General features: G+C 46.5%; 13 protein-coding genes. All 13 read right to left on the bottom strand.

Features of this window, described 5'->3' with window-relative positions; translation table 11 throughout:
- Nucleotides 1-4: 4 nt before the first annotated feature.
- Complete coding sequence (locus tag BN6539_RS15025) at nt 5-469, bottom strand: cell division protein ZapA (protein WP_067540336.1); 465 nt, start codon at nt 467-469, stop codon at nt 5-7.
- Nucleotides 470-498: 29 nt separating this feature from the next.
- Nucleotides 499-2,946 (bottom strand): phenylalanine--tRNA ligase subunit beta, encoded by a 2,448-nt coding sequence (pheT, locus tag BN6539_RS15020; protein WP_067540333.1) that lies wholly within the window; start codon nt 2,944-2,946, stop codon nt 499-501.
- 138 nt (nt 2,947-3,084) lie between these two features.
- Entirely contained in the window at nt 3,085-4,107 is a 1,023-nt protein-coding gene (gene pheS / locus BN6539_RS15015; RefSeq protein ID WP_067540330.1) for a phenylalanine--tRNA ligase subunit alpha, read from the bottom strand.
- Nucleotides 4,092-4,919, bottom strand: coding sequence for a TrmH family RNA methyltransferase (locus BN6539_RS15010; RefSeq protein WP_067540325.1), 828 nt, complete (start codon nt 4,917-4,919; stop codon nt 4,092-4,094). The genes pheS and BN6539_RS15010 overlap by 16 nt, the downstream gene beginning before the upstream one ends.
- 483 nt (nt 4,920-5,402) lie before the next feature.
- Entirely contained in the window at nt 5,403-6,527 is a 1,125-nt protein-coding gene (gene ftsZ / locus BN6539_RS15005) for a cell division protein FtsZ (RefSeq protein WP_067540322.1), read from the bottom strand.
- Nucleotides 6,528-6,602: 75 nt separating this feature from the next.
- Nucleotides 6,603-7,376 (bottom strand): cell division protein FtsQ/DivIB, encoded by a 774-nt coding sequence (locus tag BN6539_RS15000; protein ID WP_067540319.1) that lies wholly within the window; start codon nt 7,374-7,376, stop codon nt 6,603-6,605.
- Nucleotides 7,369-8,469 carry an undecaprenyldiphospho-muramoylpentapeptide beta-N-acetylglucosaminyltransferase gene (murG, locus tag BN6539_RS14995; protein WP_067540316.1) on the bottom strand — a complete coding sequence of 367 codons (1,101 nt, stop codon included), beginning with the start codon at nt 8,467-8,469 and terminating at the stop codon, nt 7,369-7,371. Before murG ends, BN6539_RS15000 begins: the two co-directional genes overlap by 8 nt.
- A 383-nt stretch (nt 8,470-8,852) precedes the next feature.
- Nucleotides 8,853-10,004: a putative lipid II flippase FtsW gene (gene ftsW / locus BN6539_RS14990; RefSeq protein ID WP_067540313.1), complete on the bottom strand. Its 1,152-nt coding sequence runs from the start codon at nt 10,002-10,004 to the stop codon at nt 8,853-8,855.
- Nucleotides 10,004-11,359, bottom strand: coding sequence for a UDP-N-acetylmuramoyl-L-alanine--D-glutamate ligase (murD, locus tag BN6539_RS14985; protein ID WP_242869421.1), 1,356 nt, complete (start codon nt 11,357-11,359; stop codon nt 10,004-10,006). The genes ftsW and murD overlap by 1 nt, the downstream gene beginning before the upstream one ends.
- 50 nt (nt 11,360-11,409) lie before the next feature.
- A complete protein-coding gene (gene mraY / locus BN6539_RS14980) occupies nt 11,410-12,375 on the bottom strand; it encodes a phospho-N-acetylmuramoyl-pentapeptide-transferase (RefSeq protein WP_067540307.1) in 966 nt (321 codons plus the stop codon).
- A gap of 11 nt (nt 12,376-12,386) precedes the next feature.
- On the bottom strand, nt 12,387-13,763 hold the full coding sequence (locus BN6539_RS14975; protein ID WP_067540304.1) for a UDP-N-acetylmuramoyl-tripeptide--D-alanyl-D-alanine ligase: 1,377 nt from the start codon (nt 13,761-13,763) through the stop codon (nt 12,387-12,389).
- A complete protein-coding gene (locus BN6539_RS14970) occupies nt 13,735-15,222 on the bottom strand; it encodes a UDP-N-acetylmuramoyl-L-alanyl-D-glutamate--2,6-diaminopimelate ligase (protein ID WP_067540301.1) in 1,488 nt (495 codons plus the stop codon). Before BN6539_RS14970 ends, BN6539_RS14975 begins: the two co-directional genes overlap by 29 nt.
- Before the next feature lie 28 nt (nt 15,223-15,250).
- A complete protein-coding gene (locus BN6539_RS14965; RefSeq protein ID WP_067540298.1) occupies nt 15,251-17,239 on the bottom strand; it encodes a penicillin-binding transpeptidase domain-containing protein in 1,989 nt (662 codons plus the stop codon).
- Nucleotides 17,240-17,315: the final 76 nt, after the last annotated feature.

Here is a 17,315-nt window from a genome sequence, read left to right as displayed (position 1 = left end):
TCCTCTATCCATTGTTTTTCAGTTTTTCTAACTCGCTTTTCAACTGGATATTTTCCATCTGTAGATCGAAAAAGGAATTTTCATATTCGCTGCACTTGGCCTGCAGTTCTTTGAATCTCTCATCATTTTCTTTTTTCTGCGTTTTAATTTCGGACATGCTTTCTTTGTACTGCATGGAGTTCTGCTTTGCATCTTCCCACATCTTCAAGTAGTACTTGGAGTCGTTTTCAAGCTGCGTTTTCGAGATTTTCAGCTGTTCGATCTGGCTCAGAGCGTCAAAGTATTCCTCTGCAACATTGATGGCAGACAGTATTGCGATACTGCCCTGACCGGAATCTCCAGCAACTCTGCTGATCAGACGCATCTTATTGTCGACATATTCTGCTATTTTTTCAATCTCTTCTGCTGCTTTATCACCAGCAATGGTGTACTCCTGTCCAAAAATCTTTACAGTTACTTTGCTCTCCATACTATTTCTCTCCTACTGACATTTTACAATTAGTTGTCACGAATTACAGCCTTGAACTTTTCTTTCAGCAGTTCAATCACTTTGCTGTGAATTTGATCTACTTCTTCGTCTGTCAAAGTCTTGTCATCGTGTCTGTAAGTCAGACTGAAAGCCACACTCTTCTTGCCGGCTTCAACCTGTTCGCCTCTATAGACGTCGAACAATTTGACTTCTCTCAGAATTTCAGTACCTGCCTCTCTAATGGCCTTTTCCATGTCTGCCACCTGCAGATCCTCTTCTACAATCATTGCAACATCTCGCGATGTAGAAGGGTATTTCGGCGGCTGATGATACTGAATTTCTTTGTCCGAAAGCTCGACAATCAGGTCGAAAAACAGCTCGCAAATATAACAACGCGTTCCAATTCCATAATTCTCTGCTACATCAGGGTGTACCTCACCCATGATACCCAGTTCAACGGTTTCACCGTTTTTGTCTCTTGTAAGGATTCTTGCACATCTGCCAGGATGATATACCTTGTAATCTGACTCTGCTGCAAATTCCAGATCTTCGATGCCCAGTCTTTCCAGAAGCGTTACAACCATGCCTTTCAGTGTGAAGAAGTCCTCATCCTTGCCATAGATACCCATGGTCAAGTTATAGGATTCTACTGGCAGCGCCTGTGCGTCCACCAGATTTTTCATGTAGGTCAGTCCGATTTCGTATGCTCTTACACGCTCCTGATTTCTCGCACAGTTTCTGCCCAGAACTTCCAACATACCCGGGGTCAGAATCGTTCTCATTGCAGAAGTCTCTTCTCCCATCGGATTGATGATATCGACGAAGTTTCTCTCCCACGAATCTTCTTCAATACCGATTCCGTCTAAAATCTTGTTGTTTGAGAAGGAGTAGGTCTGAATTTCGCTTGCGCCCATGCCGCAGAGCAGGTTTCTGGTCATATCCCGCAGTTCCCAGCTCTTGCTGACGGTTCCCACCGTGTCTGCGCTAGGCAGGGTCATCGGCAGATTATCATAGCCATACAGTCTAGCCACTTCCTCTACACAGTCAACTTCTTCTTTCATATCCTGACGGACTGTAGGCGGCGTTACCAACATGGTATCACCTTCACCTTCGACCTTCATATCCAGTCTTTCCAGGTAGTTTACCATCTCTTCTCTTGGAATGTCAGTGCCCAGAATTTTATTGACTCTGCTGACTCTGCATTTGATAACAGGTGCTGTTTCCGGGTTGTGATAGACGTCCACGCTGCCATTGAGGACTTTACCGCAGCCCAGCATCTCTACCAGTTTGCAGACTCTGTCTGCAGCGGCTTCACACAGGTTCGGGTCCAGGCCTCTTTCATATCTGGCGGCCGCCTCAGTCTTCAGTCCCAATTTTTTGATGGAACGGTGAACACAGGTCTTATCAAAGCAAGCGGATTCCACGACGACGGTGTTGGTATCGTCGACGATTTCGGAATCCAGACCACCCATGATGCCGGCGATACCGATTGGTTTTTCGGCGTCGTTAATCATCAGTGTGTCTGCATAGACATCTCTTTCCTGGCCATCCAAAGTTACGAATTTATCTCCGTCTTTCGCCATATCCACGACGATGTGACTGCCAGCAATGCTTCTGATGTCGAAAGCATGGAGCGGCTGACCGTATTCCATCATGACGAAGTTAGTAATATCTACCATATTGTTAATCGGTCTCATGCCGGCTGCCATCAGGCGTTTCTGCAGCCACCAAGGTGACTGCTCAATTTTTACGTCTTTGATGATTCTGGCAGTGTAACGTTTGCAGTTGTTATCTTTAACTTCTACACTGATATAATCTGATGCGTTTTCGTCAGTCTTCTCGCATTCTGTATCAGGGTAGGTCATCTTTTCTTCAAATACTGCGGCAGCTTCTTTTGCCATACCGATCATGCACAGGCAGTCAGAACGGTTGGGCGTAATGCAGAAGTCTATCACATAGTCGGAAAGCTCCAGTGCCTTGGCAAAATCTTTGCCTAAATATTCATCCCAGTTGCCTGGCAGCATCCAGATTCCGTCTTTAGAAATGTACGGCGCGATCTTGTCGTCATACCCCAGTTCCTGCGGCCCGCAGAGCATGCCGTTAGAAACTACGCCGCGAAGTTCGCCTTTGGTAATCGTCACGCCGCCTTCCACCTTCGGCTGACCGTGAAGTGGCCCTGGAATATGGCTGTTATCCTTTGCTACGGGCACATAACCGCCTTCGTAAATATTCGTTGCCCCTGTAACGATCTGCAGCGGTTCTTCTTCGCCTACGTTGACCTGGCATACTACCAGTTTGTTCGCATCAGGGTGCTGTTCTATTTTGTCAATTCTGCCTACTACGACGCCGCTGATGCCGCATCCCAATTCTTCGCAGGTCTCCATATCGGATCCGCTCATGATCATGCGATCACAGAATTCGTCAATAGGCACGTTTACATTTGTATAATCTTTTAACCATTGTAATGATACTAACATTGTATTTTTAACCTCGCTTACTTTTATGGTTCTGCCCCAAAACTTGTTTTGGCTGGCAGACCTTACGCTTTCACTCCCCATGCAAACGAAGCCTAAGCCATGTTTGGTTGGAAGGAGTTCTTCGTACGACTCTGCTAATTATTTGAACTGTTCGATGAATCTCATATCGTTTTCATAGAGAAAACGAATATCGTCGATGCCGTACTTCAGCATGGCGATTCTCTCTACGCCCATACCTACTGCAAAGCCAGTATATTTTTCTGTATCGATATTGCCCACCTGATGTACGTGGGGATGGGTCATGCCGCAGCCCAGGATTTCAATCCAGCCGCTTCCTTTGCAGACCGGACAGCCTTTGCCGCCGCATTTGAAGCAGGAAACGTCCATCTCAGCACTCGGTTCTGTGAACGGGAAGTGACTCGGGCGGAACTTAGTTCTCGTTTCTGGTCCAAAAAGTCTCTTCGCCATGTGATCTAAGGAACCCTTCAGGTCTCCCATGGTGATGTCTTCACCGATGACCATCATCTCAATCTGGTGGAAAGTCGGAGAATGAGTCGCATCGGGCGTATCGACTCTGTAGCATCTGCCCGGAATCAACACCTTATATGGCAGCGGCAGTTCCAGCTCTGCTCTGATTTCTCCAGAAGAAGTATGCGGTCTCAGTACCATGTCCTCGTTGATGTAAAAGGTATCTGTCATATCCCTGGCTGGGTGATTCTCCGGAGAGTTCAATGCGTCAAAAGTGTTGTAGACCGTGTCCACATCTGGTCCTTCATAAACTGCATAACCCATGGACTTAAAAATCTCCACAACCTCATCGATAATCTGCGTAATCGGGTGCTTTACGCCGTAGGTAATTTCTTTTCCCGGCTCAGTAACGTCGATTTTCTCTGCCTTGAATTTCGCTTCCTTCGCCTTGATTTTCACCTCAGCAGCCTTTTCGGTGAGCAGCTGTTCAAACTCAGCCTTTACTTTGTTTGCTGCCATTCCCAGCGCCTTTTTCTCTTCCGGCGGCAGTTTTCCCATGGAACGAAGGATTTCTGTCAGCTGTCCCTTCTTACCGAGGACTTTGACTCTGATTTCTTCTGTGTCAGCTAGTGAAGCCGCTTTGTTTAACTGTTCTCTAGCTTCTTCCAGCATCTTGCTTAATTTCTCTTGCATTTTATTGTAACCTCACTTAAATGTTGTTTATTGATCTTCTTTTTGCACCTCTGCGCCTCATACATCAAAATGCCTGCAGCTACGGAAGCGTTGAGGGATTCCAGGCGGCCCGCCATGGGAATCCTGATTTTGACGTCTGCCATTTCTAATAATTCCTCTGATACACCGTTGCCCTCGTTGCCGATGACTAAAGCGATATCTTTGCAGAGGTCTGCGTCAAAATAATTGTTGTCGGCTTCAAGGCTTGTAACGACCAGCTTTTTATGTAGGTCGCCCGCAAGCGCTTTTAATTCCCTATTATCCTCGACATGAATAATAGGGATCCTAAAGACTGATCCGGCCGCTGCCCGGATGGTCTTCGGTGAAAAAATGTCCGCGGTGCCTTTGAGAGCGAAAACAGCTGCATATCCTGCACCCTCAGCCGTCCTGATGATGGTGCCGATGTTGCCCGGGTCCTGCAGTCTGTCCAGGACAACGATGTTGCTGCCCCCCTGACATCTTGCAGTCAGTTCTTCAAATCCATATTCCCTTTTTCGGACTACGGCTATCACACCCTGGCTGGTCTCTGTCTGCGCAATGCGTTCAAAGAGACTGTGCTTCACGATATAGCTGTCGCCATCAAAATTAGTATTTAAAGCCTTTTCCTCATCGAAAATCAAATAGTCGATTGGGACCCTATCATTTATGGCCTCCTCGATTAGATTATGTCCTTCGATCAAGTAGCGGCTTTCTTTGTCTCTATACTTCTTCTGAGTGAGCCTTTGGCATTCTTTCAATATTCGGTTGTCCTTTGAGTTGATTTCTTTTATCATAAAAACTTCCAAATCTTTATATTGTAATGTAACAGCAGATAATCTCAACTAAATTCAGCCCTTATGCCGCATTCAAGTATAAAATAGCAGTTCTTTTTTCGTCCAAACGGCATTTCTTTCCGCCAGAATAAAATATTCTCCTGTCGGCACATCGATGACTTCCAATACTTTACATTTATTGATACTTAAATATGATAATCTGCCCGATGCGTAAGAATTGCAAAGGAAGGGGATTCCTCTCTCGCACATCTCTCTTTTTCGTATGTCTGCGCACTGCTGAAACCACGAAAACTCTTGCTTCGCAAGGCCGCTAGGGAACCCTAGGTTCCCTTCGGCGCCTGCTACGCAGGCTGAGCACCCTCCTGAGGGCGGCGAGGGGATACTCCCCTCTGCACACCTCTCTTTTTCGTGATTACAGCGCACAGCGCTGAAATCACGAAAAAGCCGGTCGCAATTCTACCGGCTTTTCAACTAAGCTAAACTTTATTTGTTATTCAAAAATGAAGGGATACCAAACCTGGAATCCGAATCCTTTTCGTCCTTGGTTTCGTCAAAGATTTCTCCAAGAGTTACACTTCTGCCTCTTAATCCCTCTTCTGTCACAACCTCTTGGGATTTCTTGTCGAAATTGCCATAACTGTTCTCAGGTGTTAAACCTGCTTCAAAGCCTGTTGCTATTACGGTTATTGCTACTTCATCATTCATATTTTCGCTGACAGCCGCACCGAAAATCAGGATGGCTTCTCTATCCGCCTGTTCTTCAACCAAACTTGCAATTTCGTTCACTTCTAACATACCCAGGTCATAGCCGCCGGATACGTAAAGCAGAATTGCCTTCGCACCTCCGATGGTCGTCTCGAGAAGAGGACTTTCGATGGCAGATTTGACTGCATCTTTCGCTCTGTTCTCTCCACTTCCATGGCCTGTACCCATATGTGCGATGCCTCGGTCTGTCATGACTGACTTGACATCGGCGAAGTCCACGTTGATCAATGCAAAATCGGAAATCAAATCAGAAATACCCTGGACACCCTGCCGCAGTACATCGTCAGCCATGGTAAAGGCATCCAACATAGATGTATTCTTTTCACAATTCTGCAGTAATTTGTCGTTTGGTACTACTACCAGTGAATCTACATATTTTTTTAAAAAGCTGAGACCAAGCTCCGCCTGATCTTTTCTCTTCTTACCCTCAAACGAAAACGGCTTGGTCACTACACCTACCGTAAGGATTCCAAGATCTTTGGAAGCCTTCGCGATGATCGGCGCAGCACCTGTGCCCGTACCGCCTCCCATACCTGCGGTAATAAAGACCATATCTGATCCTTCTAATAAATCTGTTATTTCCTCAAGAGTTTCTTCTGCGGATCTTTGTCCAACTTCTGGATTGCCGCCTGCACCTAGTCCTCTCGTCAGTTTCTCACCAATCTGGACTTTCGTCTCTGCCTTACATCTATTCAGAGCTTGTTTATCCGTGTTGACCGCGATAAACTGCACTCCCTTTAAATCAGCCTCCATCATTCTGTTGACTGCGTTACAGCCGCCGCCTCCAACGCCGATGACTTTGATGACTGCTGAGTTATCTTGGCCTGTCTCAAATTGCAGCATTATAAATAGCCTCCTTGCATCCCATAATATAATCTATTCTATCACAAAAATTATCCCTTTGCATCATTTTTTTAATCAAATTCCTGGTGAAAACGACAAATACTTATGATCTCCGAGGTTTATCGTTCCTCTAGTGATATCCTTCTTAAATAAATCATTGACAACAATCTGCAGTTTGCCGCTGTCAATGGCTTTCATCATCTGCTTTGGCGTACCTTTGACGATTAAAGTATCGTAGATGTAGGCTTTAATCACAACTCTGGATACGTCGATTTTTTTAAAATATATATCCCCTTCTTTCATAGACGACAGCATCTTCAAAGTGGTCTCCAGCGTAGACGTCTCTTCCGCCCCAACTGTTTCCCCCACATTGAGTTTACTGATCGTAAGGCCCGTAAGCAAGGTCACCTTTGGGTCGACTTCGCTTTTGCGAAGTACGGTGCCCTCCTTGTCAATCACAACATACTTGTCCCCATATACGATAGCTGCAATTTGTGCACGTTCCTTCAGCTCGATAATCAGTGTCGACGGCAGTTTTCGTTTCACTTTGACGTCAGAAAAGTATGGGTTCTTACCCAAATTCGCTTTGATCTGCGAATCACCTGCTCCCCAGAACAAGTTGACGCCTAAGGTGGCATCTGCCAGGTTGATCACTTCACCATCTGTGTAATACTTGTTACCCTCTACCTCTATGTTCTGAATGTCGAAAAAACTAGATGACAAGAAAAGGGCTACAGCAGCCAGGAAGACAAAAACGACCAGGATTCTTACCAGATAGTTTTTCTTCTTCCTGATTTTTTTCTGTCGCTCTATTTCCTTAAATTCTATGTCGTCTGTGTATTCACTCATCCTTTTTTATCTCCGAATATATCAGTTCTGTAGCATCTATCGGCGCACTTTCACGGCTAGCTCTGCACATCTTTCTCAAAACGTCCGTGTTGTTTTTTAATCTCATAACCTCCTCTATCAGCATCTCAGAGGTCAGATTCTTTTCTTCTATGAGGATTGCGCCGCCTTTATCAGCTACTGATTTTGCATTAAAATATTGGTGGTTGCCAGTTACATTTGGTGATGGAATCAAGATAGCCGCTTTTCCGCAGACCGTCGTCTCTGCTACGGACAGCGCCCCCGCTCGGCTGATAATCAGGTCTGCAGCGCCCAGGTAATTCTGCATATCGTTTATGTACGATTTTATCCTGATGTTGGGCTGAATTTGGATATTTCGCTGTTTTGCCTTGTCCAATATGGTCTCGTAGTACTGGCTGCCAGTGCCAAAGATAAAAGTAACCCCTTTATGTCCGTTGATGGCATCCATCAGGTCGAAGGCCACATTGTTGATCATCTCCGCCCCCTGGCTGCCGCCGAAAGAAAAGACTACAAAATCATCTTTATCTATATTGAGGTTCGCCCGCGCTTCAGAGGTCTCCACATCGTAGAATCGCTTTCTGACCGGATTGCCCACATTGACGTGTTTCTGCGGTTCTCTGAAATATTGACTGGCCTCAGGAAAACCCAGGAATACCTTGGTCGCAAATTTCTCCAGCGATTTGTTTGCAACGCCGGGAAAAGCGTTCTGCTCATGCAGATAACACCTGGCGCCGTATCTGTGGCCTGCGAACATGACTGGAACGCACACGAAACCGCCTGTTCCAATGACCACGTCAGGTTTGAATTTCTTCATAATCCGCAGAGCCTGCCAGACGCCTTTCATGGTGGTAAACCCAGTATCGAAGATCTTGAAGATATTCCTGCGGTCCAGCCATTTCGCCGACACCAGCTTCATAGGGTATCCTGTCTGCGGTACGATTGTCTTTTCCAGACCGATATCATTGCCGATATACAAAATTTCCGATTGCGGCTCTTTCTCTTTTATTTTATCAGCGATGGCAATGGCCGGATAAATATGACCGCCAGAGCCTCCGCCTGTTACAATCACTCTCATAAATTTCCTCCTAATGGAGTTGCCCCAATTTACGAAGTAAATTGCTGGGAACTCCTTATGCTTTTAATTCCCAAGAAAATGAGCCGTCAGGCGACATTTGATTGGTGAATTAAGTCGTATCATGGTTCTTGCCCCAATTTACGTGCCGTAGATTGCCACGTGCTAAAGCACTGCAATCCTGACAGGGGACCTACCATACATTTGCTATGCAAATGTGGTTAGGTCTCCCAGTAAATTGCTGGGAACTCCTTATGCTTTGGGAGACCTAACCCGATTTAGCGAAGCGAAATCGATGGCAGATCCCTGGTCAAAAGTGCAGGAGCTACGCTCCGTGGCACTTGACGGCCAGTCCGCAAGCGATTGCAAGCGGCTAGCCCTAATCTCTATTGTGTCTGCGCCGTAATACTTTGTCTCGATATATTCAGCATGATTCCCGCCGATCCCATGAAGAGCCACAAGGCGTTTCCGCCGTAGCTGACAAATGGCAAGGTAATTCCAGTTGCCGGCATGGAAGAAGTAACAACGGCTACATTGATCAAAAGCTGCAATCCGATCATAATTGTGATGCCTCCGGAGAGCAGCATGCCGAACCGATCCGGCGCATTTAAGCAGATGTGGAAACATCTCCAGATCAGCACCGCGTATACAACAAACAATACCAGGATTCCGACCAGACCCAACTCTTCACCGATGATTGCCAGAATAAAATCGTTCTGCGGCTCCGGCAGATAAAGATTCTTCTGGATACTCTTTCCGAGACCCAGGCCGAAGAGTCCGCCTGTCCCCAGAGCAAGCAGAGACTGCACTACCTGGAAACCGTCGCCCAGCGGATCTGCAAAAGGATCCATAAAACTGGTGATTCTTTCCTTCCAGTGAGCTGCACCGATTTTATCGCCGACGAGAACCAGTCCGCCGACCCCTGCACTGCCGAAAATGGCTGCGCCAACAACATATTTCCACTGCAGACCCGCTAAGAACATAATGCCGGCGATAATGCCGCAGACAGTAATCGCTGTGGACAGATTCGGCTGTTTGATAATCAAGCCGCCGAAGACACCCATGAGCAGCAGAAGTGGCAATATTCCCTTTGTGAAGGAAAGTATCAGCTTAGGTTCACTAGCTAAAAAGGCCGCCGTAAAAATGATTACCGCAATCTTGGCAATTTCTCCTGGCATGATGGTGATCGGCCCAATTAAGATCCACCTAGTGGCATTGTTGATGGTCTCTACAAAAGGCAGCCCCGGGAAAAGCAGCAGCCCCAAAAGCAGAAAGCTGATGATGAGGATGATGATCGACCATCGCCTGTACAGATGATAATCCAACTGGGTACAGACCGCCATCAGCACAAATCCTGCAATCGCAAATAGTCCCTGTTTTTTTAGATACCCGTAGGGCGATCCCGTACTGTTAATAGAATAGTAGTAGCTGGCACTAAATACCATAACTACACCAAATATGACAAGCGCCGTTACCAGCAATACGATGACAAAGTCGCTCGCTCTTAAGTTTTGTCTGCCTTTTAGTTTCAAATTCATTATTCCTCTAACCTGCTAACACAATTTTTAAAGTGTTCTCCCCTTTGTTCAAAATTATCGTACATATCCCAGCTGGCACAAGCAGGAGAAAGCAGTACGTTGTCCCCCGGTTCAGCCAGCTCATATGCCTTGCGCACACAATCATCCATATCCTTGCAGAAGACATAATCCTTAAATCCCTTTCTGTCCGCCGCTTCCTGAATGAGATGAGCATCTCTGCCAAGAAGAATCATCTTCTTTACGCTTCCCCTGAAATGTTCTACAAACTCGTCGAAATCCTGCCCTTTGGCATCTCCGCCAGCAATGAGAATAATATTCTGTTCTATTGCCTTCAGCGCCGTCACAGCTGCGTCGATATTGGTCCCCTTTGAGTCATTATAATATCTTACGCCTTCTATTTCGCCAGCAAATTCGATTCTATGTTCCACGCCGCCAAAACCGGCAATGGTTCTGCCGATTGTCTCTGCGTCGATACCGGCAAAATAGGCGATGGCTGCAGCCGCCAAAACATTTTCCAGATTATGGGCGCCGATGATTTTCAGATCCTCTTTGCCGCAGATATCCGCCACTTCTCCTGTTTCCCCTTTGATGACGATGCGATCGTCTTTGAGAAAAGCGCCAAAGTCAAGCTGACTCTTTCTGCTGAAAGGCACGACCTTGGCTTTACAGCCCGCCGCCAGTTTGTAGCAGCCCTTATCGTCATAGTTGATAACCAGATAACCGTCAGCGCTTTGGTTGGCGAAGACCTTAGCCTTAGCGTCACCGTAAGCCTTCATAGTATGGTGCCGGTTGAGATGGTCCGGCGTCAGATTGAGAATGGCCGATACCACCGGTTTAAAATACTTCGTGGTCTCCAACTGGAAACTGCTGGTCTCTGTCACCAGCCAATCGTCTTCTCCAGCATCAATCGATGCGGATATGACTGCCACGCCGATGTTTCCAACTACATAAGTCTTCCTTCTGGCATTTTTAAATATCTCACCCACCAAGGTGGTAGTAGTAGTTTTCCCGTTAGTACCCGTGATGGCAATGTAATTTCCGCTGCCGATCCGATAGGCAATCTCCAGCTCTCCGATAATCTCTGCGCCCTTCTCTTTCGCTTCCGTAATGAAAGGTAATTCCGGGCTCACACCCGGGCTGACGATGAGCAGATCAAAGGCTGCCATATCCGGTGGAATCTGATTGAAATAACAGGTCACCCCTCTCCCCCTGAGAAAAGAAATCAACTGTGCATCAATCGTGTCTTCTTTCTTAGAATCCTGTATAAATACTTCCGCTTCCAGTCTGATCATAGCCTGTGCAGCAGCAATACCCGACTTACCCATGCCGACGATCAGGACTTTTTTATCTTTCATGTTATTTATATTTGCTTTCATATCTCCACCCTATATTTCTATTTTTAATGTTAAATCGACATAACGACATATGCTAGGACACAACAGATGAGGGCGATGGACCAAAACATGACGACGACGTTCTTCTCTTTCATGCCGCCAACCTCAAAATGATGGTGCAGCGGCGCCATACGGAAGAAACGTTTGCCGCCAGTAGCTTTAAAGTACAGTACCTGAATGACCACAGACAACGCTTCTAAAACGTAGATCAGCCCCGCGATGGGCAGCAGCAGTTCCGCTTTCATCATGATGGCAGCCGCTGCCAGCGCTCCGCCTAGAGCCATAGAACCGGTGTCTCCCATAAACAGCTTTGCCGGAAATCTGTTGAAGATTAAAAATCCTAAGCATGCGCCTGCTAGTGCGCAGCAGAAGATTGTGGCAGCACCGTGTCCGAACTGCATACCAACGATAGCGAAGAAAAATGCCACCAGAGCAGTGACGCCGGAGGATAAACCGTCCAGCCCATCGGTCAAATTGACGGCGTTAGCCATAGAAACAACCACAAAAGCGACAAAAGGAATATACAGCCAGCCAAAGTCGATATACCTGTTGATAAAGGGAATCCACACGTCCGTGCCATAGCCGGAGAATTTAGCCATATAGACGGCAAGCCCTACGGCAAATAGAATCTGCAAAACCAGTTTCTGCCAAGCCGTCAGTCCCAAGTTGTGTTTCTTGGCAACTTTGATATAATCGTCGAAAAATCCAATCAATGCAAACAGAAATGTAACGACGAGCATGACCACAGAGTCCGCAGTAAAATTTCCCCCTGCGATGGTCACCAAAAGTAGTGCAGCACAAATGGCAATTCCGCCCATGGTCGGCGTCCCTTCTTTTGATAGATGGGATTTCGGACCTTCTTCCCTGATGAATTGCTGAAACTGCTTGTGTTTCAGAATGGGAATCTCTAAGGATGTCAAAAGCGCCGATGCCGCCAGCCCCATAAGTAATACAATAATTAGTTGAAAAATCTGCATAACTCCTACTCCTATTTCTTCATTATACTTTCTACGACTTGTTCCATTTCCATACTTCTGGAGGCTTTTACGATGATGATATCTCCTGCCTTAAACATTTCGTCCATCTGTTCATACAACTGTTCCTTCGTGTCAAAGTGCTTGACTTTGTCTTCCCCTAATGTTTCTATGCCGCCTATTGCAATGTCTCTCGCTTTTTCCCCAACTGTAATCAATAAGTCAACTTTTTTTTCTCCAGCGTATCTGCCGACCTCTCTGTGATAGAGAAGGGAATCCGGTCCAAGTTCGTTCATACCGCCTAAAATTGCGATTTTTCTATCTCCCCTGGTATTCACCAAGGTGTTAATGGCCGACTTCATAGAATCCGGCGCCGCATTATAAGTATCGTCGATAATTTTGATGCCGCGGGTTTCTCTAATCGTAAGCCTGTTATCCGTCAACTGCATTTTGGAAAGTCCTGTAATTCCCTCTTCTATGGTCACGCCCACTCTCTTGGCCGCAGCCAAAGCCAGACTTGCGTTGACCGCATTGTGGGCGCCCGGTATGCCCAGTTTAATTTGGTAATCCTTTCCACAAGCAGTCAGACAGTAGCTGATGCCCGCTTCGCCATAATCTTCGATATCGTGGACATAGAATGCATCTGTCTCTGCAAGACCGACCCGCACCACGTCATAAGTATCCGGCAGTACGGCAGATGCCAGCATATCGTTAGACTGATTGATGACCAGCGTATTGCCAGCGTCAAAATAATCTGCGATTTCTAATTTTGCCTGTAAGATGCCCTCTCTGCTGCCAAGATTCTCTATATGTGAAATACCTACATTTGTTATTATGCCAATATCTGGCCTGATTATATCAACCAGTCTGTGAATTTCTCCTGCGTGATCCATGCCGACCTCGAGAACAGCAGCCTCCATGGAGTCGTCGAAACTGAAAATCGTCAGGGGAACGCCAATATCATTGTTGAAATTCCCTTCTGTTTTTCCCGTCTTGTACTTCTCACTGAGGATATAATATACCATATCGCGGGTACTGGTCTTGCCTACGCTGCCAGTCACCGCGATTTTCTTCAACTTTAATTTTTCAAGATAGTAACCCGCTAATGCCTGGAGGGCTTTGGTGGTATCGTCCACCAAAATGACATCACAATCTCCCAGTGCTGCTGCCGCCGACTTTTCTGATATCAGCAGCGCCCTGCACCCTTTTTCTATTACCTGTGGGATAAATTTGTGCGCGTCGTGTACTTCACCGATGATAGGGACGAAAAGATCGCCCTCCTTTGCTTTTCTCGAATCAGTACAGACGCTGCCGACCAGGTGCTCTTCACACCCGGCCATCAGCGTTCCACAAGTCGCTTCTTTAATTTCTGCTATGGTAATCTCGTTCATTCTTCACCTTTTCTATCGATGCGAGGACTTCCTCTCTGTCATCGAAATGTAATATTTCATCTCCAACGATTTGATAAGTTTCATGGCCTTTTCCAGCTATGATTACGATTTCCCCCTGCATACAATGGGAAACCGCGTATGTAATGGCCTCTCTTCTGTCGGGAATCACCATATAGGAACCCTCGTCTTTTTCTATCTCTCTTACGATATCGCCGATGATGGACATCGGCGGTTCATTTCTCGGGTTATCGCTGGTGATAATAGAAAAATCAGCCAATTTAGCCGCAGCCTCGCCCATCTTCAATCGCCTTTGCGGGTCCCGTTCTCCTCCGCAGCCGAATACGCAAGTCAGTTTCTTCGGCCGATAGTCTCGCAGAGCAGTCAGCAGGCACCGCAATGCCGTACCATTATGTGCATAGTCTACCATAATCACTTTGTCGTTTCCTGCCGAAAACATTTCCTGTCTGCCTGGAACGCTGATTTTTTTCAGCGCTCTCTTAATGGTTTCTTCGCTTACGGCAAAATGTTTGCAGACTGCTATGGCTGCCATGGCGTTATAACAGGTAAATTTTCCAGGAATACAAGCAACTAAATCTATATTATAGCTTCCTTTCACTCGGAATTCCACACCTAATTTGCCTGGAAGCCTAACATGGAAAAAATTACCTCCGCGCAGATCGCTGCCATCTTCAAATCCATAGGTTTCGATATCACAAGTATGTCCTTTTAAGACCAAATCCTTACATGGATCGTCGCGATTTATGATGCCAATTTTACATTTTTTGAAGAGCGTTGATTTCCAGTAAGCGTATTCAGCAAAGTTTTTATGCTCCTTGGGTCCAATGTGATCTTCCTCCAAATTTGTAAAGACACCTAAGTCAAAGTCAATGGCTTCTACTCGCTGCAGCATCAATGCCTGTGAAGAAACTTCAATGACAGCCGCTTGACAGCCGGCATCTTTCATCTCCCGCAGATACCCTTGTATTTCTAAGGATTCCGGCGTTGTATGTTTACTCTCAATGATTCTTGCACCCGTATCTATGTGAATTGTTCCGATCAATCCGGTTTTGATGCCCGCTTCTTCCAGCATCCCTTTGATCATATAGGTGGTCGTCGTCTTCCCTTTTGTCCCTGTGACGCCGATGATTTTCATCTCTTCTGCCGGCCAGCCATATAAGGATGCGGCCATCAGAGCCAGGGCTTTTTTTGTGTCTTCCACTTTGATTACTGTGACCTGTGCAGGAACGTCAATTTCTTCGCTGCACACGACCGCTGCCGCTCCGCGCTCTGCAGCTCTGCCGGCGTAGAGGTGTCCGTCTGTCAATGTGCCTTTGATACAGACGAACACGGAAGCCTCACATGCTTTCTCGGAATCTAAAATTATCTTGTTTACCTTCAGGTCTTCATCTCCCTGCAGGCATTGGTAATCGAAATCATTTAATAATTCATAAAGTTTCAGTTTAATCCTCTCGATTCTATATTCCAGTCTATTCTCTGTATAAGTACACCTTTCCGCCTTTCTTTATCTTCTTGCCCTTTTTCGGGTACTGGTCCACAACTGTAAAGTCTTTTTTGCTCTTGGTCTTTGGCGCTACTTCATATTCAAGTCCGTAGCTTCCCAGAATGCCGATGGCGTCGCTGAGACCTTTACCCGTGACATTTGGCACGTATGCATATTCAGATTTGATTTCTTTTGCTTCTTCTTCCGTATACTTTGGCGTTACGTTGAGATATGGCAAAGCGTTCTCCAAGAACTCTTTTGCGATAGGCGCTGCCGTAGCACTACCGAACTGTACGCCGGTAGGACTGTCAACGACAACTAATACGACCATCTGCGGGTCTTCCATAGGCGCCATACCGATAAAAGAAGAATAGGTATCGCTGCCGTACTTTCCATTTTCCACCTTATCTGCCGTACCGGTCTTTCCGCCGATGCGGAAGCCTGCAATCTTGGCATTTCCGCCGCCGCCTTCTGATACGACGTATTCCATGATTTTTCTCATTTCACTAGCCGTCTTGGAGGAAATGACTTTTCTGACCTCTTTCGTCTCAAAATTTTTGACCACGTTGCCGTCGGAGTCGGTCAGTTCCTTCACCATTCTAGGCTGCATCAGTACGCCGTCGTTTCCGATGGCGCAGACCGCCGTTACCAGCTGAATCGGCGTCACCGCGATGCCTTGGCCATAGGCCATGGTTGCCAGTTCTACTTTTCCGATTGCATCCTTATTCTGTATCTGCGCTGAACTTTCTGCCGGAAGATCTACATTGGTCTTCTGGGTGATTCCGAACATCTCCAGGTAATCGTAATATCTGTCTTTTCCCATTTTCAGCGCCAGCTGAATCTGTACCGGGTTGCAGGAATTTCCCACTGCCTGAATCAGATTCTCTGAGCCGTGGCCCCTGGTGTTCCAGCAGTGGAGGGTAACGCCAGTTCCCGGAACGGTGTAACCTACATTGCAAAAATACTTGGTGTTCAAGGTCGTTACACCCTCTTCTAAAGCAGAGGAGGTAGTCACCAGCTTGAAGGTGGAACCTGGTTCATATGTATCACTGATAATGGGATTTCTCCACATAGCGCTCAGCGCTTCTGACTGTTCCTTAGAGGACATCTTTTCAAAAGCTGCCTGCTCTGTTTTATCCTGCGGTTCTGTAGCATCATTGGGGTTAAAAGCCGGGTTGGTGGCCATGGCCAGAATGTCTCCTGTCTTCGGGTCCATTACCAGACACATGATCTTATTGGCCTTGGTTTCTTTCATACCGTTTGCCAATGCCTTTTCTGCATAATGCTGCAGCACTTCGTCTAACGTCAGTACTACATTGAGGCCGTCTTCCGCCTGATAATACTGCTCTTCGCCATAGGCCAGAGTATTTCCGTTGACGTCGGTGTTCTTGATCCATCTGCCGGCCACGCCGCTGAGATACTCATTGTATTCCTGCTCAATGCCGCTTCTGCCTTCGTTATCATCGTTGACGCTTCCCAATAAGTGTGCAGCAGAATCTCCCAGCGGATAGTACCGCTTGGTGTTTTCTGCAATTTCGATACCTGTAATGTCGAGATCCTTGACTTTATCTGAGGTCTCCTTATCCAGATACTTGGCGATTTTGATCAGCGCCTGCTGTTTCACAAGTTTTTCTTTGACTTCACTGGCGTCCATGTCCAGGAGTACTGCCAGTTCGTTGCTCTTCTTACTGATCTGTTCTTCTGTATAATTTTCTTTTATCTGTGACGGCCTCGCCCATACCGTGTAACAGGCTGCGCTGGTGGCCAGTTCTTCTCCATTTTTATCGTAGATAGAACCCCTCTTTGCTTCCAGCGGTATATCGCTGGTCTGCTGGTCAATTGCGATTTCACTGTACTCTTCTGCCTTCACAACTTGTATCCATGCCAGCCGAAAAGCCAGCAATACCAGTACAAAGCATACTGTACCAAAGGTTATAATGATTCTCTTTTTGTTTTTCCCACTTACTTTTGCCATTTTCTTCTCCAAATGAAAAGCCAGACAAGGTTCTCTTATTTAGTTGTCTGGCTGCCTCTTCTATGAAATTATTACG

The sequence above is a fragment of the Emergencia timonensis genome (assembly GCF_900086585.1).
GTDB lineage: Bacteria > Bacillota > Clostridia > Peptostreptococcales > Anaerovoracaceae > Senimuribacter > Senimuribacter timonensis.
Note: the sequence above shows the minus strand (reverse complement) of the source record. Positions and strands in the feature narration are given on the sequence as shown.